The sequence below is a fragment of the Variovorax boronicumulans NBRC 103145 genome (assembly GCF_001591345.1).
Lineage (GTDB): Bacteria > Pseudomonadota > Gammaproteobacteria > Burkholderiales > Burkholderiaceae_C > Variovorax > Variovorax boronicumulans.
Window position 1 is genome coordinate 14,891 of the sequence record NZ_BCUS01000063.1, and the last position, 21,154, is coordinate 36,044.

Annotated in this window: 18 protein-coding genes; 11 read left to right on the forward strand and 7 right to left on the reverse strand. The window is 69.8% G+C overall.

The window, feature by feature from the left end; all coding sequences use genetic code 11:
* Positions 1–8: 8 nt before the first annotated feature.
* Positions 9–524, reverse strand: a complete 516-nt coding sequence (gene fabA / locus VBO01S_RS18465; protein WP_056574156.1) for a 3-hydroxyacyl-[acyl-carrier-protein] dehydratase FabA — start codon at positions 522–524, stop codon at positions 9–11.
* 233 nt (positions 525–757) lie between these two features.
* Between fabA and VBO01S_RS18470 the strand changes: the two genes are divergently transcribed.
* Positions 758–1,825 (forward strand): adenosine deaminase, encoded by a 1,068-nt coding sequence (locus VBO01S_RS18470; protein WP_062477527.1) that lies wholly within the window; start codon positions 758–760, stop codon positions 1,823–1,825.
* Here the strand turns inward: VBO01S_RS18470 and VBO01S_RS18475 are convergent.
* Positions 1,786–3,099 (reverse strand): MFS transporter, encoded by a 1,314-nt coding sequence (locus VBO01S_RS18475; protein WP_062477530.1) that lies wholly within the window; start codon positions 3,097–3,099, stop codon positions 1,786–1,788. The genes VBO01S_RS18470 and VBO01S_RS18475 overlap by 40 nt on opposite strands.
* A gap of 106 nt (positions 3,100–3,205) precedes the next feature.
* On the opposite strand from VBO01S_RS18475, the gene VBO01S_RS18480 reads away from it, so the two are divergent.
* The 3 genes from VBO01S_RS18480 (at position 3,206) to VBO01S_RS18490 (ending at position 7,711) form a co-directional block, all read left to right on the forward strand.
* On the forward strand, positions 3,206–4,159 hold the full coding sequence (locus VBO01S_RS18480) for a LysR substrate-binding domain-containing protein (protein ID WP_062477531.1): 954 nt from the start codon (positions 3,206–3,208) through the stop codon (positions 4,157–4,159).
* Between the two features lie 88 nt (positions 4,160–4,247).
* Positions 4,248–5,057 carry a helix-turn-helix domain-containing protein gene (locus tag VBO01S_RS18485; RefSeq protein WP_062477534.1) on the forward strand — a complete coding sequence of 270 codons (810 nt, stop codon included), beginning with the start codon at positions 4,248–4,250 and terminating at the stop codon, positions 5,055–5,057.
* Between the two features lie 116 nt (positions 5,058–5,173).
* Complete coding sequence (locus VBO01S_RS18490) at positions 5,174–7,711, forward strand: penicillin acylase family protein (protein ID WP_062477537.1); 2,538 nt, start codon at positions 5,174–5,176, stop codon at positions 7,709–7,711.
* Here VBO01S_RS18490 and VBO01S_RS18495 read toward each other — a convergent pair.
* The gene (locus VBO01S_RS18495) at positions 7,701–8,966 is read right to left on the reverse strand and encodes an MFS transporter (protein WP_062477539.1); all 1,266 of its coding nucleotides are present in this window, start codon (positions 8,964–8,966) and stop codon (positions 7,701–7,703) included. The two genes, VBO01S_RS18490 and VBO01S_RS18495, sit on opposite strands and share 11 nt — an antisense overlap.
* A 175-nt stretch (positions 8,967–9,141) precedes the next feature.
* On the opposite strand from VBO01S_RS18495, the gene VBO01S_RS18500 reads away from it, so the two are divergent.
* From VBO01S_RS18500 to VBO01S_RS18530, 7 genes are all read left to right on the forward strand, one after another.
* Positions 9,142–10,089 (forward strand): GlxA family transcriptional regulator, encoded by a 948-nt coding sequence (locus VBO01S_RS18500; RefSeq protein WP_062477569.1) that lies wholly within the window; start codon positions 9,142–9,144, stop codon positions 10,087–10,089.
* A 104-nt stretch (positions 10,090–10,193) separates the two neighbouring features.
* Complete coding sequence (locus VBO01S_RS18505) at positions 10,194–11,027, forward strand: SDR family NAD(P)-dependent oxidoreductase (protein ID WP_062477542.1); 834 nt, start codon at positions 10,194–10,196, stop codon at positions 11,025–11,027.
* A gap of 132 nt (positions 11,028–11,159) precedes the next feature.
* On the forward strand, positions 11,160–12,275 hold the full coding sequence (locus tag VBO01S_RS18510; RefSeq protein WP_062477544.1) for a BMP family ABC transporter substrate-binding protein: 1,116 nt from the start codon (positions 11,160–11,162) through the stop codon (positions 12,273–12,275).
* A 102-nt stretch (positions 12,276–12,377) separates the two neighbouring features.
* Positions 12,378–13,664, forward strand: a complete 1,287-nt coding sequence (guaD, locus tag VBO01S_RS18515) for a guanine deaminase (protein WP_062477546.1) — start codon at positions 12,378–12,380, stop codon at positions 13,662–13,664.
* 85 nt (positions 13,665–13,749) lie between these two features.
* Positions 13,750–14,316, forward strand: a complete 567-nt coding sequence (gene dcd / locus VBO01S_RS18520) for a dCTP deaminase (RefSeq protein ID WP_062477547.1) — start codon at positions 13,750–13,752, stop codon at positions 14,314–14,316.
* Positions 14,317–14,428: 112 nt separating this feature from the next.
* Complete coding sequence (gene ypfJ, locus VBO01S_RS18525; RefSeq protein WP_062477550.1) at positions 14,429–15,316, forward strand: KPN_02809 family neutral zinc metallopeptidase; 888 nt, start codon at positions 14,429–14,431, stop codon at positions 15,314–15,316.
* 130 nt (positions 15,317–15,446) lie between these two features.
* A complete protein-coding gene (locus VBO01S_RS18530) occupies positions 15,447–16,916 on the forward strand; it encodes a DEAD/DEAH box helicase (RefSeq protein WP_062477554.1) in 1,470 nt (489 codons plus the stop codon).
* Between the two features lie 71 nt (positions 16,917–16,987).
* Here the strand turns inward: VBO01S_RS18530 and VBO01S_RS18535 are convergent, their stop codons facing one another.
* The 4 genes from VBO01S_RS18535 to VBO01S_RS18550 all read right to left on the reverse strand — a co-directional run.
* Positions 16,988–18,625, reverse strand: coding sequence for a rhodanese-related sulfurtransferase (locus VBO01S_RS18535; protein ID WP_062477557.1), 1,638 nt, complete (start codon positions 18,623–18,625; stop codon positions 16,988–16,990).
* Positions 18,622–19,221, reverse strand: coding sequence for a cysteine dioxygenase family protein (locus VBO01S_RS18540; RefSeq protein WP_062477560.1), 600 nt, complete (start codon positions 19,219–19,221; stop codon positions 18,622–18,624). The genes VBO01S_RS18535 and VBO01S_RS18540 overlap by 4 nt, the downstream gene beginning before the upstream one ends.
* Positions 19,218–20,189: an ABC transporter substrate-binding protein gene (locus tag VBO01S_RS18545; RefSeq protein ID WP_062477563.1), complete on the reverse strand. Its 972-nt coding sequence runs from the start codon at positions 20,187–20,189 to the stop codon at positions 19,218–19,220. The genes VBO01S_RS18540 and VBO01S_RS18545 overlap by 4 nt, the downstream gene beginning before the upstream one ends.
* Positions 20,186–21,154: acyl-CoA dehydrogenase family protein (locus VBO01S_RS18550; RefSeq protein WP_062477566.1), on the reverse strand; the 969-nt coding region annotated here is incomplete at its 5' end. The genes VBO01S_RS18545 and VBO01S_RS18550, both read right to left, overlap by 4 nt.

Consider the following 21,154-nt stretch of genomic DNA (forward strand, 5'->3'; position numbering starts at 1 on the left):
CGAAACCCTCAGAAGTTGTCGGTGGAAGTGAACACGCCGACCCGCAGGCCCTCGGCGGTGTAGATCTGGCGGCCGTCGACGCTCACCGAGCCGTCGGCGATGGCCAGGTTCAGCTTGCCCTTGAGCACGCGCTTGATCTGGATGCTGTAGGTGACGAGCTTGGCGGTCGGCAGGACCTGGCCCGTGAACTTCACTTCGCCCGAGCCCAGGGCCCGGCCGCGGCCCGGCAGGCCCTGCCAGCCGAGGAAGAAACCGACCAGTTGCCACATGGCGTCCAGGCCCAGGCAGCCCGGCATGACCGGGTCGCCTTCGAAGTGGCAGGCGAAAAACCACAGGTCGGGCGTGATGTCGAGTTCGGCCGTGAGTTCGCCCTTGCCGTAGGTACCGCCCTCGGCGCTGATGTGGGTGATGCGGTCCACCATCAGCATGTTCGGGGCGGGCAGCTGGGCGTTGCCGGGGCCGAACAGTTCGCCGCGGCTGCAGCGCAGCAGGTCTTCGCGGGTGAAGGCGTTTTGTAGGGTCATGCGAGTCGATCAAGGACGGCGCCAGGGCACGAATGCACGCTGCGCGCGGATTGGAGGGAACACGCCCGATGCCGGGCCTGCCGGGGTCCAAGCCTAGCGCATCCGCCATGGCCCGATTTGACCCAGATCAGTTTGGGGGAAATGGGGCTGGCAGCGTATACGTTTTCGGGAATGCCGCGCAGGGTGTCTGCCCTTATGCTGTGCGCGATCACAACGTCGATTTCCCACGCCCCATGACCGATTCCAGCCGCCCCCTCTTCGACCCCAGCTTCGCGCAGCGCATCCCCGCCGAACGCCTGCCCGAGTTGTTGCGCGCCATGCCCAAGGCCGAGCTGCACATGCACATCGAAGGCTCGCTCGAGCCCGAGCTGATCTTTGCGCTCGCGCAGCGAAACGGTGTCTCGATTCCGTATGCCAGCGTCGAAGAGCTGCGCAAGGCCTATGCCTTCACCAACCTGCAGACCTTTCTCGACATCTACTACGCCGGCGCCAGCGTGCTGCTGAAAGAGCAGGACTTCTACGACATGGCCTGGGCCTACCTGGAGCGCGCCGCGGCCGACCAGGTGGTGCACACCGAGATGTTCTTCGACCCGCAGACCCATACGGCGCGCGGCGTGGCCATGGAAACGGTGGTCAACGGCCTGCACCGCGCCTGCGTCGATGCGCTGCCGAAGCTGGGCGTGAGCGCCTCGCTCATCCTGTGCTTCCTGCGCCACCTGAGCGAGGAAGAGGCCTTCGAGACGCTGGAGCAGGCGCTGCCGTACCGCGACAAGTTCATCGGCGTGGGGCTCGACTCGAGCGAGGTCGGCCACCCGCCCGAGAAGTTCGCGCGCGTGTTCGCGCGCTGCCGCGAGCTGGGCTTCCATCTGGTCGCGCACGCGGGCGAAGAAGGCCCGCCGGCCTACGTGTGGAGCGCGCTCGACGTGCTGAAGGTCGAGCGCGTCGACCACGGCGTGCAAAGCGCGAAAGACCCGGCGCTGATGAAGCGGCTGGCGCAGGACCGCATTCCGCTCACCGTGTGCCCGCTGTCGAACCTCAAGCTGTGCGTGTTTCCCGACCTGTCGCAGCACAACCTGGGCGCGCTGCTCGACGCGGGGCTGGTCGCCACCGTCAACTCGGACGATCCGGCCTACTTCGGCGGCTACATGAACCAGAACTTCACGCAGACCTTCGCCGCGACCGGCTTGGGCGTGCAGCAGGCCTGGCAGCTCGCGGCCAACAGCTTCGAGGGCAGCTTCATCGACGCGGCCGCCAAGCGCGCCTACGTCGACCGGCTCAACGCCGTCTTCGCGACCTTCTGAGCGAGCTCTGCCGTGCAGGCGCCGGGACCGGCGTTGCGGCGCGGCACGAGCAGCGGCATGGCCACCAGCGCACACGCACTGGCCGCCAGCCACACGACCGGCCAGCCCTGCAGCGCCAGCAGGTGCGGAATCGAGAAGGGCGTGACGAAGCACACGAGGAACACGCTGGTGTTCGCCATGCCCAGCGCGGTGCCGGCGCGCGCCGCGCCGGCCAGCGTGGCCAGCTCGGTGTACGCCACGCCGTGCCAGGCCGACACGCACACGCCGCTCACGGCCAGCAGCGCGATCAGCGCCAGGCGCAGCGGCGCGGAGGGCGCCTCGGTGCCCGCCGCCATCACCAGCGCGGCCAGGCCCGCGAACAGCAGCACGCTGAGCGCGCTGCAGGCTCGCAGGTAGGCCGGGCGGTTGCGGCGGCGGTCGGTCCAGCGGCCGCTCCACACGCGCATCGCCATCGCGCCGACCTGCACGACAACCATGGCGGCGGTGATCGTGCCCAGGCCCACGTGGCCGAAGTCGTGCAGGAACACCGTGCCGAAGGACAGCACCGCGAACTGCGGCGCGCACAGGATGCCGATGCCGGCCACGATGCGCCACACGCGCACGTCGCGCAGCGGGCCGGTCTTCGGTGCGGCGGCCTCGGTGGTCTTCGGGTGCGGCACGATGGGCGGCTCGTGCACCCAGGCCCAGCTCATCGCCGCGCTCAGCGCGCACAGCAGCGCCAGCAGGCCGTACAGCGCCGCAAAGCCGAAGTGCAGCGCCACGAAGGGCAGCACCAGCGCGCCGATGCCGCCGCCCATCGGCACGGCGGTCTGGCGGATGCTCATCGCCAGGCCGCGCTCGCCGGCGTCGAACCAGGTCATCACCGCGCGCCCGCTGGCACCGTTCACGCTGCCGCCGAGCAGGCCGACCAGCAGCAGCCCCGCACCCAGCACGCCGAGGCCCGGCACATGGCCGGCGCCCGGCGCGGCCCACAGCGCCATCGCCACCAGCGCGATCGCCGTGCTGCCGAGCCCGGCCAGCAGCACGGGGCGGTCGCCCCAGCGGTCGGTCAGCAGGCCCCAGGGCAGCTCGCTCACGGCGATGCCCAGGCCCATGAGGCCGAGCACCAGGCCGAGCGCGGCGTTGTCCAGCTGGTAGCCGGTGCGCATGAGCACGGCGGTCATCGGGATGCCGCTGAAGGCGACCGAGAAGGCCGCGTTGGCGGCCACGCCGGCGGCGAGCACCTTCCAGCGGTGGCGGGGCGACAACGGAGGGGAGGAGGGCGATTGGGTCATGTTGCAGCGCAGTGTCCGCCGCTGCAAAGGTTTTGAAAATCAGAAAATAATGAGCAGATCGTCCTGAAATTCAGGATGATCGAGAAGCCTCATGCAAGGACCCGCGATGACCCAGGTGATGTTCGATCTCGACGTGCTGCGCACCTTCTCCACCGGCATGGCGCTCGGCAGCTATGCGCGCGCGGCCGACAAGCTGGGCCGCTCGACCTCGGCCGTGAGCGCGCAGCTCAAAAAGCTGGAATCGCAGGCCGGCACCGTGCTGTTCCGCAAGGAGGGCCGCGGCCTGGCGCTCACCGATGCGGGCGAGACGCTGCTGGCCTACGCGCACCGCATGCTCGAGCTCAACGACGAGGCCAGCGCCGCCCTGCGCGGCGCCGACCTGCAGGGCTGGGTGCGGCTGGGCCTGCAGGAAGACTTCGGCGAGACCCTGCTGCCGGCCGTGCTCGGCCGCTTCGCGCGCGCCCACCCCAAGGTGCGCATCGAGGCCTGCGTGGCGCGCAGCGGCGAGCTGCGCGAGCGGCTTGAGCTGGGCCAGCTCGACCTGGCGCTGGCGTGGGACGCGGGCGACCAGCCGCTGTCGCCGCATGCCGAGCGCGTGGCGCGAATGCCGCTGCTGTGGATCGGCCCCACGGCGCCCGAGCGCGTCGATGCGCCCTGGTGGACCGAGCGCGAGCACCGCGCGGGCGTTCGCGCCGTGAAGAGCAAGGAGCCGCTGCCGCTCATCATGCTGGACGCTCCGTGCCCGCTGCGCGAGATCGTCATCACCGCGCTCGACCGCGCCGGCCTGCCGTGGCGCCGCGCCTTCGGCAGCGCCAGCCTGGCGGCGCTGTGGGCCGCGACCTCGGCCGGCCTGGGCCTGACCGTGCGCACGCCGTTCGGCTTGCCTGCGCATGTGCGCGCGCTCGACCGCGCGGTGCTTTCGTTGCCCGCGCTGCCGCAGATCTCGCTCGTGCTGTACCGCGCGCAGGCCCGCGCCGAGGCGCCGGCGAGCCGGCTGGCCACGCTGCTGCTCGAGGCTGTGCGCCAGCATCTGCAGGTCGAGACCGTGCAACCCCGCTGAGCGCAGGCCCTTGCGCGGGCCGCCGCCGCGATGCGTGAGAATCCGCCGCTGGAGACAAGTACAAGAGACAAGACCTAAGCGAGACGGCATGACCACCACGCGGCACAACTCCCTGCACCTGTGGGACGACAGGTTCCTCTACATCACGCCGGCGATCCAGTCGGGACTCACGGCCCGTTCGTCGGCCACGCTGCTGGCGTCGGTGAGCGGCCATCCCTTCACGCTGGAGGCGGTCGACGGCACGCGCGTGCGCTGCACTGCCGCGCTGGTGGGACCGCATGTGTCGCGCCGCCTCGACGTCGACGGCTGCGGGCTGCTGTCGCTCAACCTCGACCCGGCCTCCAGCGCCTACCGCATGCTCTCGCGGCACCTGGGCGGCCACGGCATCCAGCCGCTCGACGCGCGCCGTTTCGGCCGCGCGCGCGACGACTTCGAACCGGCGCAGCACGGCGCGCTGTCCGACCGGCGCCTGCAGCTGCTGAGCTCGAAGCTGGTCACGTCGATCACCGAGAGCCCCGAGCTGCAGGCCGCCATCGACCCGCGCATCGACCGCGTGCTGCAGGCCATCCGCACGCACGCGGGGCAGATTCCGCTGCGCGAGCTGTCGGCGCTGGCCTTTCTCTCGCCCGACCGGCTCACGCACCTGTTCGCGCAGCAGGTGGGCGTGTCGATCAAGCGCTATGCGCTGTGGACCAAGGTGCGCCGCACGGTGCAGCAGTTCACCGGGCGCCGCCCGCTGACCGACGTGGCGCTGGCCAGCGGCTTCACCGACGCGGCGCACATGAGCCGCACCTTCCAGCGCTACTTCGGCCTGTCGCCGTCCTTCCTGTCGAACCAGGTGCGCGTGACGGCCGACGAGCAGGCCTCGCACGCGTGGGGGCGCGGGCTCGCGCACTGAGGCGCCTTCGAAGGTCTCCAGGCGCGGCGCAGGACAGCGGCTGCGTTCAAGCCGCAGCCGGTCTGCGTGCCTAAGCTGGTGGTGCTCCATCAAGAGAGCACCAACCGGAGACATCCATGAGACAGACATCCTCGCGCGGCGCCATGCCGCTGTCCCTGCTCGCGTTGGCCACGGCCGCTGCACTCACCGCTTGCGGTGGCGGTGGTGGCGGCGGCAACGGGTTCCCGTTCTTTCCCATCGGCGGCAACCCGCCCACCAACCCACCGGCCGAAGGCAGCTACAAGGCCGAGATCCGCCGCACCGCCCTGGGTGTGCCGCACATCAAGGCCGACAACTGGCCCGGCGTGGGTTACGGCTACGGTTTTGCGCAGGCCGAAGACGACCTGTGCACGATGGCCGACTCTTTCCTCACCTACCGCGGCGAGCGTTCGCAGTACCTCGGTGGCGATGCGCAGCTCGTGGCCAGCAGCACCATCGCGCGGCCGAAGAACATCGACTCCGACTTCTTCCACAAGCAGGTGATCTCGGCCGACGTGCTCGCGAAGATGATCGCCGCCCAGCCCGACAACCTGAAGCAGCTGGTCGAGGGCTTCGCTGCCGGCTACAACCGCTACGTGCGCGACGTGAAGGCCGGCGGCACGGCGCACCAGGCCTGTCGCAACGAAGCCTGGGTGAAGCCCATCACGGCCGAGGACATCTACCGCCGCATGTACGCGGCCAACCTCGCGGGCGGCTACAGCGTCTTCCTGCCGAACATCGCCAATGCGATCGCACCGGCACCGGCGGCGCCCACCAAGATGGCCGCGCGCGGCGGCGCGAAGAAGCCCGCGCTGCAGCTGGCGGCGGCCAGCGTGCCCGTGCCCAAGCTGCTGCAGGTGGGCGGCAAGGAGGGCGTGGGCAGCAACATGATCGGCTTCGGCACGGCTGCCACCGGCGACAGCAGCCCGCTGCTCTTCGGCAACCCGCACTGGTACTGGCGCGGGCCGGACCGCTTTTACCAGGCACAGCTTACGATTCCGGGCCAGCTCAACATCAGCGGCACCTCGTTCCTCGGCATTCCGGTGATCCTCATCGGCTTCAACGACAACATCGCGTGGAGCCACACGGTGTCGACCGCGCGGCGTTTCGGCTTCTACGAACTGAAGCTCGCGGCGGGCGACCCGACCAGCTACATGCGCGACGGCAAGCCCGTGAAGATGCAGGCGCTGAGCATCACGGTCAACGTGAAGCAGGCCGACGGCAGCGTGGCGCCGGTGACGCGCACGCTCTACAAGTCGGAGTACGGGCCGATGGTCAACCTGGCCGCGGCGGGTGCGCCCTATGCCTGGAGCCAGACCACCGCCTTCGCGATCCGCGACATCAACGGCGAGAACTACCGCACCTTCAAGAACTGGCTGCGCTGGAACCAGGCCAAGTCGCTCGACGAGTTCATTGCCATCCAGCGCGAGGAAGCGGCCATTCCGTGGGTCAACACCGTGGCCGTGGGCCGCGGCGCGGCCAAGGCCTGGTATGCCGACATCGGCGCGGTTCCCAACGTGTCGTCCGCCCAGGTGGCCAGCTGCACGACGCCGCTGGGTGCGGCGGCGGCCTCCTCGTTCCCGCTCGCGCCGTTCTTCGACGGCTCGAAGAGCGAATGCGACTGGCAGACCGATGCCGACTCGGCGCAGAAGGGCGCCATCGGCGCGGCCCGTCTGCCGAGCCTGCTGCGCGACGACTACGTGGAGAACTCGAACGACAGCTACTGGCTCGCGAACCCGAAGGCACCGATGACCGGCTACCCGGCCATCATGGGACCCGCGGGCACGGCGCCAGTGAGCTTCCGCACGCGCCTGGGCAACCTGATGGCGCAGGCGCGCATCGACGGCACCGACAGCTACGCTGGCAAGGCGGCCACGCCCGAGACCGTCAAGCAGATGGTGCTCAACAGCCGCGTGCTGACGGCCGAACTGTTCAAGGACCAGGCGCTGGCCATGGTGTGCGCGACGCCGACGATCAACGTGGCGACCGATCCGCAAGGCGGCGGCGCCATCGGACGCGACGTGGACACCGGCCCGGCCTGCGCGGTGCTCAGGGCCTGGAACAACACGGGCACGCTCGGCGCGCGCGGCGCACACATCTGGGACGAGTTCTGGAACCGCGCGTCGCTGCAATCCGCCGCCACGCTCTACAACGTGCCCTTCAGCGCGAGCGATCCGATCCACACGCCACGCGACCTGAAGGCCGGTGCCGCGAGTGCCCTGCAGCAGGCCTTCGGCGCGGCCGTCGCGCGCGTGGAGGCCAGCGGCTTCGCACTCGATGCACAGCGTGGCGACTACCTGTTCGCCACGCGCGGCGGCCAGAAGATCCCGCTGTACGGCGGCTGCCACGGCCCGGGCTACTTCACCATCGCCTGCTCCGAGAACCGGCTCGACAAGGGCGGCTACACCATGGACGGCAACCCGAACGGCAACAGCTACATGCAGATCGTGCGTTTCCCCGAGGGCGGCGTTGAGGCGCACACCTTCCTGACGTTCTCGCTGTCGGATGACCCGGCCTCGGCGCACAACGCCGACTACACCAAGGCCTACAGCGCGGGTCAGTGGCTCAAGGTGCCGTTCTCCGAAGCGGAGATCAAGGCCGACGCGGCCTACCGCAGCGCCGTCGTCAGCGAGTAGCGGACGACGTACGGGACGCGGCTCGCTGCGCGAGCCAGTTCCACCCGGCGCCTGCGGCCATGAGCACGCAGGTGCCGAGGAACACGGCGCGCATGCCGATGTGCCCGCCCGCGAAGCCGCCCAGCAGCGGGCCCGCCACCTGGCCCGCGTACTGTGCCGAGGTCGAGTAGCCGAGCATGTTGCCGGCCACGCGCTCGGGCACGTTGTGGCGGATCACGCTGGCGATGCAGGGCAGCAGCCCGCCGAGCGACAGCCCCATGAGAAAGCGCAGCACCACCAGCTGCCAGCCCGACGTGACGAAGGCCTGCGGAATCAGCAGCAGCGCCGACACCGCCAGGCACCCGACGATCACGTTCCAGTGCCCCACGCGGTCGGCCAGCTTGCCCAGCCGCGAGGCCGAGAGGATGCTGCCGAGTGCGGCGGCCGACATCACGAGGCCGGCCATCATCGTCACGCGCTGCGGGTCGTCGAGCAGCGTGGCGACGTAGACCGTGATGATCGGCTCGATCGACATGTTCGCGAGCATCAGCAGCATGCCGGTGAAGAGCATCGCGACCAGCGGGCGCTTGTCGGGCACGGCGGCCCAGCCGGTGTTGTCGGAGGCGCCGCGCTGCTTCGATGCGGAAGGCGCCTTCTTCTCTTCACGGATGAGAAAGGCCGTCGCGAGAAAGGCGATGAAGATCATCGCGCCCGCCGCGAAGAAGGTGTTGCGGATGCCGACCAGCGGCGGCAGCACCCCGCCCACCAGCGGCCCCACGAGGTTGCCCGCCATGATGGCCGACGACATCGTGCCCAGCGCCCAGCCGGTGCGGTCCTTGGGCGTCTGCGTGGCGACCAGCACCATCGAGCCCGAGGCGTACCCGCCGAGCAGCCCCGCCAGCAGCCGCAGGCCCACGAGCTGCCACACGTTGGCCGCCAGGCCGATCAGCGCCATCGCCACCGCCATGCCGAGGCTCGCGCGGATCAGCATCGGCTTGCGCCCGTAGCGGTCGGCCAGCCGGCCCCACAGCGGCGCGACCAGCGCCGCGCTCAGGAAGGTGGCGCCATAAGCTGCGCCGGACCACTGCACGATGGCCGCGTGATCCTTCACGCCAAGCTGCTCGACGTACAGCGGCAGGAAGGGCAGCAGCAGCGTCATCGCGATGATGGTCGTGAAGGAGCCGAACATGCAGACGGCGAGGTTGCGCTGCCAGTGTGCGTGGGCGCCCGGTTCGGCTGCAGGGGCGCCTGTTGTCGTTGTCGTCGGGTTGGTCATGGTGGGGAACGCCCATTGTGGGACGACCCGCGCGGGCTGGCGCTCGCCGATTGGTGGGGACACCCATCGCCGCGCGGGAAGGGCGCGGGCCGTATCCCTCCCGCTGGCGCGGTGGGACGGGTTGGTCTAGCCTTGTGTCTGCTGCTTCAAACAACCCTCTTTTCAGGACATGGCCATGAAACGCATCGGCATGCTCGTCTTCCCCGGTTTCCAGATCCTCGACCTCGCTGCCATTGCCGCGTTCGAGCTCGCGAACCTCCATGCCGGCAAGCAGGTCTACCAGGTCGAGCTGCTGTCGGAAGAGGGCGGCCCCGTGACCAGCTCGTCGGGCGTGGTCACCGACAGCAAGCGCTTCGGCACGGGGAAGTTCGACACGCTGGTGATGAGCGGCGCGCTCTTCATCGCGCCCACGTCCGAGAAGATGTGCCGCTTCCTGCGCGCGGGGCTGCGCAACGCGCGCCGCGTGACCAGCATCTGCACTGGCGCCTTCGGGCTGGCGGATGCGGGCCTGCTCGACGGACGCCGGGCGACCACGCACTGGTCCTTTGCGGGCGAGCTGCAGAAGCGCCATCCCGCCGTCAAGGTGCAGCCCGACCGCATCTTCATCAACGACGGGCCGGTGTGGACCTCGGCCGGCATGACGGCGGGCATCGACCTCGTGCTGGCCCTGGTGGAGGAAGACCTCGGCGTGGAGGCGGCACGGTTCGCGGCGAGGAAGCTGGTCGTGTACCACCGCCGCGCGGGCGGGCAGTCGCAGCATTCCGCGCTGCTCGAGCTGGCACCCAAGTCGGACCGCATCCAGAAGGCGCTGGTGCATGCGCGCGCCAACCTGCGCGAGACGCTGTCGGTGGACGAACTGGCCGAGGTCGCGCACCTCAGCCCGCGCCAGTTCAGCCGCGCCTTCAAGGCCGAGACCGGGCAGTCGCCGGCGCATGCGGTCGAGAACCTGCGCGTGGAGGCGGCGCGCGCGCTGATCGACGAGGGCAGCCTCGCGCTCGGCGTGGTCGCGCGCGAAACCGGCTTCGGCGACCCCGAGCGCATGCGCCGCGCCTTCCTGCGCACGCTGGGGCATCCGCCGCAGAGCGTGCGCCGCGTGGCCCGTCGGGAAGCCGCGACGGCTTGAGCTGCGCATGTCCTGAAAGGTGGCTTATATGACATTTACGCCATCGCCTTGCAGGAAGAGACTTCTCCCCACGGCCACACACCCGTGGCGACGAAGGAAACTCCATGACTGCAACCCAAGCAAATCCGAACAAGGGCACGGCCCTCATCACCGGCGCGTCGTCGGGCATCGGCGCCGTGTACGCGAACCGTCTCGCGCGGCGCGGCTTCGACCTGATCCTGGTGGCGCGCAACCGCGAGCGCCTTGCCGCGCTGGCCACGAAGCTCTCGGACGAGACCGGGCGCAAGGTCGAGGTTCTCCCGGCCGACCTGTCCGACCGGAAGGACATCGCGTCCGTGGAAGCCGTGCTGCGCACCCGCGGCGACATCACCCTGCTGGTGAACAACGCCGGCTTCGGCGCCGCCGGGCCGCTGCTCGGCTCGGACATCGACAAGATGGCGGACATGATCGAGCTCAACGTGAGCGCGCTCACGCGGCTCACCTATGCGGCCGTGCCCGGTTTCGTCGAACGCGGTGCCGGCACGCTGGTGAACATCGCCTCCATCGTGGCGATCTCGCCCGAGACGCTCAACGGCGTGTACGGCGGCACCAAGGCCTTCGTGCTGGCACTGAGCCAGTCGTTGCAGCACGAGCTGAAGGACAAGGGCGTGCGCGTGCAGGCGGTGCTGCCCGGTGCGACAGCCACCGAGTTCTGGGGCGTCGCAGGCGTGCCGATGGCGCACCTGCCCAAGGAGATCGTGATGACGGCGCAGGACATGGTCGATGCCGCCCTTGCGGGGCTCGACCAGGGCGAGCAGGTCACGATTCCGGCGTTGCCCGATCTGGCCGAGTGGGATGCGTTCGACGCGGCGCGGCGTGCGATGTCGGGCCGGTTGTCCAGCACGGCGCCGGCGGCGCGCTACCGGGCGAACGGGGCGGATGCGGCGGCGCGGGCATGACACCTGTGCCTGCGTGGCTGTGGGCGGCGAGCAGGGCTCGCTGAGCCCCGACGCTTAAAATCTCCACCCCGCAGCAGGGCGTCCCGGCCTGCTGCGGGGTTTTGCTTTTCCGGGGCCATGTAGAGGACCACCATGTACAAAAACCTCGCGGGCCGCGCCGTTCTGGCGCTGGCAGCCGCTTGCTTTTTATCTCCCGCCCTGTCCCAGACCGCACCGCCGAAGCCGCCCCTGGCCAAGGACGCGCTGAAGATCGGCTTTGTCTACGTCACGCCGGTCACCGATGCTGGCTGGGTGCGCCAGCATGAAGAAGGCCGCAAGGCCGTCGAGGCCGCGCTGGGCCCCCGCGTGAACACCGTCTTCGTCGAGAACGTGCCCGAGGGCGCCGACGCCGAGCGCGTGATCCGCGACCTCGCGCAGCAGGGCAGCCAGCTGATCTTCACGCCCAGCTTCGGCTACATGGAGCCGACGCTGAAGGTCGCGAAGGACTTTCCCGGCGTGAAGTTCGAATCGATCACCGGCTACAAGACCGCGCCCAACGTCGCCACCGCCAACGCCCGCTACTACGAAGGCCGCTACCTCGCGGGCATCGCGGCCGGGCGCATGACGAAGACGAACGTGGCCGGCTACGTCGCGGGCTTTCCGATTCCCGAGGTGCTGCAGGGCATCAACGCCTTCACGCTCGGCATGCGCTCGGTGAACCCGAAGGCCAAGGTGATCGTGGTGTGGCTCAACGAGTGGTTCGATCCGCCCAAGGAGCGCGACGCGGCGATGGCGCTGTTCAACCAGAACGCCGACGTGCTCGCCTTCCACACCGGCTCCACCGCCGTGATGGCCGCCGCGCAGGAGCGCGGCAAGATGGCCGTGGCCTACCACTCCGACATGCGCAAGATCGCGCCCGACGCGCAGATCGTCGCGGTCACGCACCAGTGGGGCGGCTACTACACGCAACGCGCGAAGGCCGTGCTCGACGGCACCTGGAAGAGCGGCAACCTCTGGGGCGGCGTGAAGGAAGGAATGATCCGCGTCGGCGACTTCGGTACCAAGGTGCCCAAGGCCGTGCAGGACGAGGTGCTGGCGCGGCAGAAGGACATCGCGGCGGGCAAGCTGCAGCCGTTCCGCGCGGTGGCGGCCGATGTGCGCGACAACGAAGGCCGCGTCGCGATCGCCAAGGGCGCGCAGCTGAGCGACGAACAGATCCTGCAGATGAACTGGCTGGCCGAGGGCGTGCAGGGGCGGGTGACGCGCTGAGCGCGGCCTTTTGCCCCGCCTGAAGAGAGCGTTGCGCGTATAGCACTCATACGCGCAGGGCAATTCCCGCCGTCCGGGGCTGGATTACCCTCCGCATCCACGATGAAAAAAGCCTACCGCGCCTCCCTCCTGCGATTCGACGCCGCCGGCCTGCCTGTCTTCGACGAGGACGGCCTGCTGGTCGTCGCCCCCGACAGCACCGGCCGCCAGCGCGTGCTCGACGCCGGCAGCCATGCCGACGTGTCGCAGCGCCATGCCGGCGCCCACACCACCCACCTGCCGGGCCGCATCCTGGCGCCGGGCTTCGTGGACATGCACGTGCATTACCCGCAGACCGACATCATCGGCGCGCCCGCCGCCGGCCTGCTGCCCTGGCTCGAGAACTACACCTTCCCGGCCGAAAGCAAGTTCGCCGACCCCGCCCACTCGCGCGTGGTGGCCGACGTGTTCTTCGACGAGCTGCTGCGCAACGGCGTGACCACCTCGCTGACCTTCGCGACCTCGCACGTCGCCTCGGTCGACGCCTTCTTCGAGAGCGCGCAGCGCCGCCAGCTGCGCATGATCACCGGCAAGGTGCTGCAGGACCGCAATTCGCCCGACGGCGTGCGCGACGACACCGAGCAGAGCCTGGTCGACACCGAGGCGCTGATCCGCAAGTGGCACAACGTCGACCGCCTGGGCTATGCCATCACGCCGCGCTTTGCGCCCACCAGCACCGACGCGCAGATGCGCGGTGCCGGCGAGCTGGCCGCGAAGTACGGCGACACCTGGATCCAGTCGCACGTGGCCGAGAACCGCGACGAGGTGAAGTGGGCGCGCGAGCTGTACCCCAAGTCGCGCTCGTACCTCGACGTGTACGCCGACTTCGGCCTGCTGCGCGAACGCGCCGTGTACGCCCACTGCATCTACCTGGACGACACCGACCGTGCGCTCATGCACGAGACGAAGACCGCCGCCGCCGTGAGCCCCACGAGCAACCTGTTCCTGGGCAGCGGCTTCTTCGACTTCGGCGCGGCCGACCGCCTCGATCAACCCTACGGCCTGGCCAGCGACGTGGGCGGCGGCACCAGCTTCAGCCCCTTCCACACCATGCTGGCCGCGTACTACGTGGGCCGTGAGGGCCAGACCAAGACCGGCCTGAGCATCGCGCCCTCGCGGCTGTGGTGGCACCACACCGGCGGCGCGGCGCGTTCGCTGGGGCTGGACGGCGTGGTCGGCAACCTGCAGCCGGGCTGCGAGGCCGACTTCCTGGTGCTCAACCCGTCCGCCACGCCGCTGCTGGCGCGCAAGACCTCGGTGGCCAACAACCTCGAAGAGCTGCTGTTCGCGATGATCGTGCTGGGCGACGACCGGCTGGTCGAGCGCACGGTGATTTCGCAGGCGGGCTGAGCGGCGCCTGCGGGGGGAGGGCGCGCAGGGCGCCCATGCCACAATTCGGCCCCGATTTCCCCCGCAGCAGCATCAGCGAGCGCATATGAGCATCAAGAGCGACAAATGGATCCGGCGCATGGCCGAGAACGAAGGAATGATCGATCCCTTCGAACCGGGCCAGGTGCGCGAGAACGACGGCCACAAGATCATCAGCTACGGCACCTCGAGCTACGGCTACGACATCCGGTGCGCGCCCGAGTTCAAGGTCTTCACCAACATCCACAGCACGGTGGTCGACCCGAAGAACTTCGACGAGAAGAGCTTCGTCGACATGCACGGCGACTACTGCATCATTCCGCCCAACAGCTTCGCGCTGGCGCGCACCGTGGAGTACTTCCGCATCCCGCGCAACGTGCTGACCATCTGCCTGGGCAAGAGCACCTACGCGCGCTGCGGCATCATCGTCAACGTGACCCCGTTCGAGCCCGAATGGGAAGGCTACGTGACGCTGGAGTTCAGCAACACCACGCCGCTGCCCGCCAAGATCTACGCGGGCGAAGGCTGCGCGCAGGTGCTGTTCTTCGAGAGCGACGAGGTCTGCGAGACCAGCTACAAGGACCGCGGCGGCAAGTACCAGGGCCAGCGCGGCGTCACGCTGCCCAAGACCTGACAGCCTGATACAGGCATCCTGACCGCCGGTTACGTTCCGGGCGGCCGGGCCAAGTACCATCCTGCGACGTTCCGGCAAATACGCCGTTCAGCAAGCCGGCAAGGAGACTGCGATGAGATGGGAAGGCAACGAACAATCCGACAACGTCGAAGACCGCCGTGACGGCGGGGGTGGCGGCGGAGGCGGCGGCTTCATCGGCGGGCGCGGCATCGGCATCGGCACCATCGCGGTCGCGCTCATCGCCGGCTGGATCTTCGGCATCAACCCGCTCACCGTGCTGAGCCTGCTCAGCGGGGGCGGCGACCCGGTCCAGGTGCAGCAACAGCAACAAGGCCCCGCGCCCAAGCCGCCCACCGGCGACCGCGAGGCGGCCTTCGTCTCCACCGTGCTGAAGAACACCGAGGTGGTCTGGACCGATCTGTTCCGCAAGAGCGGCGGCAACTACCAGGCACCCCGGCTCGTGCTGTTCCGCGGCGCCACGCCCACGGCCTGCGGCACGGGTCAATCGGCCATGGGGCCGTTCTACTGCCCGGGCGACAAGAAGGTCTACATCGACCTGGCGTTCTACGACACCCTCAAGAACCAGCTCGGTGCGCCCGGCGAGTTCGCGCAGGCGTACGTCATCGCGCACGAGGTCGGCCACCACGTGCAGGACGAGCTGGGCATCACCGCCAAGGTCGACGGCATGCGCGGGCGCCTGAGCCAGTCGCAGAACAACGCCGTCAGCGTGCGCGTCGAGCTGCAGGCCGACTGCTTCGCGGGCGTGTGGGCGCACCACTCGCAGGAGTCGAAGAAGTGGCTCGACCCGGGCGACATCGAGGCCGCCATGAACGCCGCGCAGAAGATCGGCGACGACGCCCTGCAGCGCTCGGCGGGCCGGGCCGTGGTGCCCGACAGCTTCACCCACGGCTCCAGTGCACAGCGCCAACGCTGGTTCGGCACGGGCTACCAGACGGGTGAAATGAAGTCCTGCGACACCTTCAACGCGCGCAATCTGTAAAGACTGTCTCCCGAGAGCCCCGGATTCATTGGGATCTTTGCTATTGAATAAGTAGCAATTCGGCCTGCGCGGATGTTGTCGTTTCGTTGTCACTGCCGTTTTTTGCGGCAATGCGACAATAGAAGGCTCAATGACAATGTCCTTCTCCAATCTATCGCTGGCAGAACCGCTGGCCCGCGCCGTGGCCGAAATGGGCTACGAGACCATGACGCCCATCCAGGCACAGGCCATTCCGGTCGTGCTTTCAGGCCAGGACGTGATGGGCGCCGCGCAGACCGGCACCGGCAAGACGGCGGCGTTCTCGCTGCCCTTGCTGCAGCGCATGCTCAAGCACGAAAACGCCTCCACCTCGCCCGCGCGGCATCCGGTGCGTGCGCTGGTGCTGCTGCCCACGCGTGAACTGGCCGACCAGGTCGCGCAACAGGTCAAGCTGTACGCCAAGTACACCAACCTGCGCAGCACGGTGGTGTTCGGCGGCATCGACATGAAGCCCCAGACGCTGGAGCTGAAGAAGGGCGTCGAAGTGCTCGTGGCCACGCCGGGCCGGCTGCTCGATCACATCGAAGCCAAGAACGCGGTGCTCAACCAGGTCGAATACGTCGTGCTCGACGAGGCCGACCGCATGCTCGACATCGGCTTCCTGCCCGACCTGCAGCGCATCCTGAGCTACCTGCCCAAGCAGCGCACCACGCTGCTGTTCTCGGCCACCTTCTCGCCCGAGATCAAGCGGCTGGCCAGCAGCTACCTGCAGAACCCGGTCACCATCGAAGTGGCACGGCCGAACGAAACGGCCTCCACCGTCGAACAGCACTTCTACAGCGTCTCTGACGACGACAAGCGCCGTGCGCTCAAGCAGATCGTCAAGCAGCGCGGCATTACGCAGGCCTTCGTGTTCGTCAACAGCAAGCTCGGCTGCGCGCGCCTCGCACGCTCGCTGGAGCGCGACGGTCTGCGTACCACCGCACTGCACGGCGACAAGAGCCAGGACGAACGCCTGAAGGCGCTCGCCTCGTTCAAGGCCGGCGAAGTCGACCTCTTGGTGTGCACCGACGTCGCGGCCCGCGGCCTCGACATCAAGGACGTGCCCGCCGTCTTCAACTTCGACATCCCGTTCAACGCCGAAGACTACGTGCACCGCATCGGCCGCACGGGCCGTGCCGGCGCCTCGGGCCTGGCCGTGAGCTTCGCCAGCGGCGGCAACGATGCGCGCCTGGTGGCCGACATCGAGAAGCTGATCAAGAAGAAGATCGAGCTCGAACCCGTCGAGTTCGAAGAAGACCGCCCACGCGGCCGCATCAACGACGGACGCCGCCACTGGCGTGAAGAAGGCGAAGCCGGCGACGCACGCGACGTGCTCGACCAGCCGCGCGAACGCCGCGAAGCCGACACCCGCCGCAGCATGAGCGGTGGCGGACGCCCGCACCGTGCGCCGTCCGCGCCGCGCGATCCGTTCTTCGACAAGCCCTACGAATCCGGCGAGCGCGAAGCCGCACCGGCCTGGGAAGCGTCGGCCAAGGCCGCGCCCGCACGCGGCATCTCGAGCAACATCAAGAGCAAGCGCAAGGTCGCGGCACTGTTCAAGGCGGCCGAGCCGGGTTGAACCGGGGCCGCACGACAGTGAAAGCAAAAAGCCGGGCATGCCCGGCTTTTTTTCGTCTGCGCTGCGCGCGCTCAGGCCACGCGAAAGTGATGCGTGCCGTCGCGCCCCAGCTGCTCCACCAGCCCGAACTCCCAGTCCAGGTAGGCCTGCATGGCTTCTGCGGGCGCGTCGGTGCCTTCGTAGGGCCGGCGGTAGCGGTCGGTGCGGGCCGTGGCCAGGCGCGTCTCGCCGGTCTCGGCCGGCAGCCCGGCGGCGAACCAGGCGGTGTTGCCGCCCGTGAGCACCTGCACCTCCACGTCGCGCTGGCCGCGTGCGTCGAGCATGGCGCGCAGGTCGGCTGCGGCGTAGCGTGCGAGCAGGCTGCTGCCGCAGGTGAGCACGTAGCGCGGCGCGGACGGGATGGCTTTGGTGTCGATCGCCTGTGCCAGCTGGGCGCGGATCGCGTACCAGGCGCCGGGAATGTGGCGCTTCACGTAGTTGGCGCTCGTGGTCACGTCGATCACGGCGGTGGCGGGCTGCTGCTTCAGCAACTCGGCCAAGGCCTGCGGTGCGATCTCGGCGACCGTGGTCGCGACGGGCGGGTAGGCCGACGTCGGCGTGCCGGTTTCGCTGAGCGCGGCGGCCGGTGGAACCGCATCGAGCACGTACACCTCCCAGCCCATCTGCGCGAGCCATGAGGCGCTCATCGACGCGCGCACGCCGTCGTCGTCGGCCAGCACAATGCGTGCGCCGCGCACCGGCACCTGGTGGTCGGCTTCCTGCACGAGCTGCCCGCCGGGCGCGCTTGCGAAGCCGGGCAGGTGGCCGGCGGTGTATTCCTCGGGCGTGCGCACGTCGAAGCGGTACACGGTGCGGCCGGGGGCTTCGAGCGTGCCGAGCGCGTCGAGGGCGATGCGGTGCACGCCCGCGGCGTCGGCCACGCGGCGCGCGTCGGCCTGCGCCTGCGCGCGGTTCGCCTCAGACACTGCAGCCGGTGCCTGCCGGCCCGCGCCGTGGTCGAGCACCTGGCCCGCGAGCTTCCAGCCGATGGTGCCGTTGCGCAGCGCCGCGACCGGGTTCGGGATGCCCGCGTTCACGAGCGACTGCGTGCCGATGATGCTGCGCGTGCGGCCCGCGCAGTTCACGATCACGCGCGTGGCCGGGTCGGGCGCGAGCTCGCGCACGCGCAGCACCAGCTCCGCGCCCGGCACGCTGGTGGCCGAGGGAATGCTCATGGTCTGGTATTCGTCGAAGCGGCGCGCGTCGAGCACGACCACGTCGGCGCGGCTGTCGATGAGTGCCTTCACCTCGGGCGCCGACAGCGACGGCGTGTGCCGCTCGTGCTCGACCAGCTCGCCGAAGGACTTGCTCGGCACGTTGACGTCGCGAAACAGCTCGCCGCCCGCTGCGCGCCAGCCTTCGAGGCCGCCGTCGAGCAGGTGCACGTTGGTGTAGCCGAGCGCGGCGAAGGTGCGTGCCGCCAGCGGCGCGAGATCGACACCGTCGTGCGCACCGTACAACACGATGAAGGTGTCGCGTCGCGGAATGCGCCGCCACGCTTCGATCTCGATGCGCGACAGCGGCAGGTTGGCGGCCCACAGCGGATGCTCTTGGGCGAAGGGGTCTTCCTCGCGCAGGTCGAGCAGCGCGGTCTCCTCGCGCGCGATCAGCCGTTCGCGCAGCGCGGCGAAGGGCAGCAGGGGAAAGGAGGCGGTCGTGGTCGTCGTCATGCGGCAGTGTTTCGGAGTTCGGCGGAGCGGTCCCACAGGTTGGGCAGCAGCGTGTTGGAGTAGCCGGAGACGAAGGGCTTGCGCCCGCCTTCGGCCGGATAGGTGTGGCGGCGCACGGCGCCGATGTTGGCGCCGTACACGTGGATGCTGATCGACACGCGGTCGGCGTGCGCGTTGTGCACGCGGTGCAGGTCGCCCACGGTGGGCGACACGGCCTCGACATGCCCCGCGTCGAGCCGCACCGGCTCGCCCTGGGGCCGCGCGGTGCCGTCGGCGTCGAGTGCGTACGGCTGGCTGTACTCGGCGCCGCGCAGCATGCCGATGAGGCCCCACACCGTGTGGTCGTGGATCGGCGTGGCCTGGCCCGGACCCCAGACGAAGCTCACGACCGAGAAGCGCTCGGTGCTGTCGGCATGCAGCAAAAACTGCTGGTAGTAGGTCGGGTCGGCCACGGCGAAGGCGTCGGGCAGCCAGTCGTCGCGCGCCACCAGCGTGCGCAGCAGCGCGCCGCCTTCGGACAGGATGCGCGGCTCGTCGGGCCGGCTGTCGAGCAGCCGGCCGAAGGCGCCGACGAAATCGCGCAGCGGAGCAATCATGCGGGGCGTTTCCAGAGTTGGGTGTCGGTGATCGCGCGCACATCCACGCGTGTGGGAAGGATACCGTCCCGCGCCGAGCGGTCGGCCACAGTTTGTAGCGCGGTGATGTCGGCCTCGCTCACGGGCCGCCCCGCCACCGAGGCGCGCGCCGTGATGAGGCGCGCCGACGCGATCGGCAGCCGCGTGAGCTGGCTGTAGGCCTGCGCATAGGCCTCGGGGTTGGCCAGCGCCCAGTCGCCCGCGCGGGCGAGCCGCTCGAGGAACTGCACGATGGCCGCGCGCCGGGCCGCATCGGCCAGCGAATGCTCGCTCGCGGTGATGAAGCCCAGCGCCGTGTTGATGCCGCGCCCGTCGCGCAGGATGCGCCCGCCCTGCTGCAGCGCGATGGCGTAGTAGGGGTCGAAGATGGCCCAGGCGTCGATCTGCTTCGAGGCGAACGCGGCTGCCGCGTCGGTGGGCAGCACGAACTTCACCGTGACCTCGTCGCGCCGCACGCCGGCCTCTTCGAGCGCGCCGTAGAGCTGGTACTGCGAGATGCTGCCGCGCGCCGACGAGACGATCACCGTCTGGCCGCGCAGGTCGGCCACGCGGCGCAGCGGCGAGTCGGGCTGCACCACGATGCCCAGCGACTCGGCCTTGCCCACGCGCGTGGCGACGATCTTCAGCGGCGTCTTGCCGACGGCCGCCGCGAGCACGGGCAGGTCGCCGGCCATCGCGGTGTCGACCGCGGCGCTGCGCTGCGCCTCGAACAGTGGCGCGGCGCCCTGGAAGTTGGCCCAGCGGTAGGCAAAGGGCGCGTCGTCGAGGGCCCTGGAGGCCTCGAACAGCGAGCGCAGGCCGCCGGCCTGGTCGCCGAGCACCAGCGTGGCCTGGGGTTGCGCCACCGCACGCAGCGGGCCGGCCGCGGCCAGCGACAGCGCGGCGCCTTGCGCGAGCCAGGTGCGGCGAGAAATCGGCAGCGCGCTCATGCTGCAGCTCCTGAAGCCTGCAGCGCACGCTGCCCCGCCGCGACCAGGATCGCGTCGTTCTGCGGCGTGTGGATGCGGCTGCACAGCACGTCGCGGTAGTGGCGTTCGAGCGGGTTCCGGCGCGTGAGGCCGTGGTTGCCGCTCAGCTGCAGCGCCAGCTCGACCACGCGGATGGCGTGCGTGGTCACGGTGTGCTTGAGCAGGCCGCTGTCGGCGGCGGGCGGCGTGTGGCCGCTGTCGACCGCGGCAGCGGCGTCGTCGAGCAGCACGCGGTTGGTGCGCAGCAGCGCCTCGATCTCGCCCACCTGCTCCTGCACGCGCGGCAGGCTCGCCAGCGGCGCACCCAGGCTGCCGGGCGCGCGCCGGTTCAGGAAGTGGACCAGCCAGTCGCGCGCGGCGCGCGCCACGGCGTCGTAGAGGCTGCCCAGCAGCACGACCATCCAGGCCTGCTGCGCCGCATGGGCGTGGATGTCGGTCTGGCTGCCGGCGCCGGGCGCCCAGTCGGCGGGCGCGCGCAGGTCGACGGCGTGGTCGGCGGCAATGGCGACGTCCTCGAACACGACCTCGTGGCTGCCCGAGGCGCGCAGGCCCAGGTGGTCCCAGCTCGCGATCACGCGGATGCCGGGCGCGTCGCGCGGCACCAGGAACACGCCGGTGCGCGGCGCGGCCTCGTCCGTGCGCGCCCAGACCGCGAGCCACGACAGGCCCTCGATGCCGGTCGTGTAGAGCTTGTGGCCGTCGATGCGCCAGCCCTCGGGCGTGCGCCGCGCCACGGTGCCGGGCAGGCCGCCACGCGCCGGCGAGCCCAGCGCGGGCTCCACGCGCAGCGCGTTGATGAGCGCACCGTGCGCCACCGCATCGCGTGCCACGCGCTCGCGCAGGTGCGCGGGCCAACGGCTCTCGCGGCGCGCGAGCGCCTGGTGCTGCAGGTAGGTCATGGTGAGGATCAGTGCGGTGGCGGGCTC

What these genes read in the sequence shown, in the direction of transcription:
- fabA (WP_056574156.1), bottom strand. Translation starts at nt 524, where the DNA reads ATGACCCTACAAAACGCCTTCACCCGCGAAGACCTGCTGCGCTGCAGC.
- VBO01S_RS18470 (WP_062477527.1), top strand. Translation starts at nt 758, where the DNA reads ATGACCGATTCCAGCCGCCCCCTCTTCGACCCCAGCTTCGCGCAGCGC.
- VBO01S_RS18475 (WP_062477530.1), bottom strand. Translation starts at nt 3,099, where the DNA reads ATGACCCAATCGCCCTCCTCCCCTCCGTTGTCGCCCCGCCACCGCTGG.
- VBO01S_RS18480 (WP_062477531.1), top strand. Translation starts at nt 3,206, where the DNA reads ATGACCCAGGTGATGTTCGATCTCGACGTGCTGCGCACCTTCTCCACC.
- VBO01S_RS18485 (WP_062477534.1), top strand. Translation starts at nt 4,248, where the DNA reads ATGACCACCACGCGGCACAACTCCCTGCACCTGTGGGACGACAGGTTC.
- VBO01S_RS18490 (WP_062477537.1), top strand. Translation starts at nt 5,174, where the DNA reads ATGAGACAGACATCCTCGCGCGGCGCCATGCCGCTGTCCCTGCTCGCG.
- VBO01S_RS18495 (WP_062477539.1), bottom strand. Translation starts at nt 8,966, where the DNA reads ATGACCAACCCGACGACAACGACAACAGGCGCCCCTGCAGCCGAACCG.
- VBO01S_RS18500 (WP_062477569.1), top strand. Translation starts at nt 9,142, where the DNA reads ATGAAACGCATCGGCATGCTCGTCTTCCCCGGTTTCCAGATCCTCGAC.
- VBO01S_RS18505 (WP_062477542.1), top strand. Translation starts at nt 10,194, where the DNA reads ATGACTGCAACCCAAGCAAATCCGAACAAGGGCACGGCCCTCATCACC.
- VBO01S_RS18510 (WP_062477544.1), top strand. Translation starts at nt 11,160, where the DNA reads ATGTACAAAAACCTCGCGGGCCGCGCCGTTCTGGCGCTGGCAGCCGCT.
- guaD (WP_062477546.1), top strand. Translation starts at nt 12,378, where the DNA reads ATGAAAAAAGCCTACCGCGCCTCCCTCCTGCGATTCGACGCCGCCGGC.
- dcd (WP_062477547.1), top strand. Translation starts at nt 13,750, where the DNA reads ATGAGCATCAAGAGCGACAAATGGATCCGGCGCATGGCCGAGAACGAA.
- ypfJ (WP_062477550.1), top strand. Translation starts at nt 14,429, where the DNA reads ATGAGATGGGAAGGCAACGAACAATCCGACAACGTCGAAGACCGCCGT.
- VBO01S_RS18530 (WP_062477554.1), top strand. Translation starts at nt 15,447, where the DNA reads ATGACAATGTCCTTCTCCAATCTATCGCTGGCAGAACCGCTGGCCCGC.
- VBO01S_RS18535 (WP_062477557.1), bottom strand. Translation starts at nt 18,625, where the DNA reads ATGACGACGACCACGACCGCCTCCTTTCCCCTGCTGCCCTTCGCCGCG.
- VBO01S_RS18540 (WP_062477560.1), bottom strand. Translation starts at nt 19,221, where the DNA reads ATGATTGCTCCGCTGCGCGATTTCGTCGGCGCCTTCGGCCGGCTGCTC.
- VBO01S_RS18545 (WP_062477563.1), bottom strand. Translation starts at nt 20,189, where the DNA reads ATGAGCGCGCTGCCGATTTCTCGCCGCACCTGGCTCGCGCAAGGCGCC.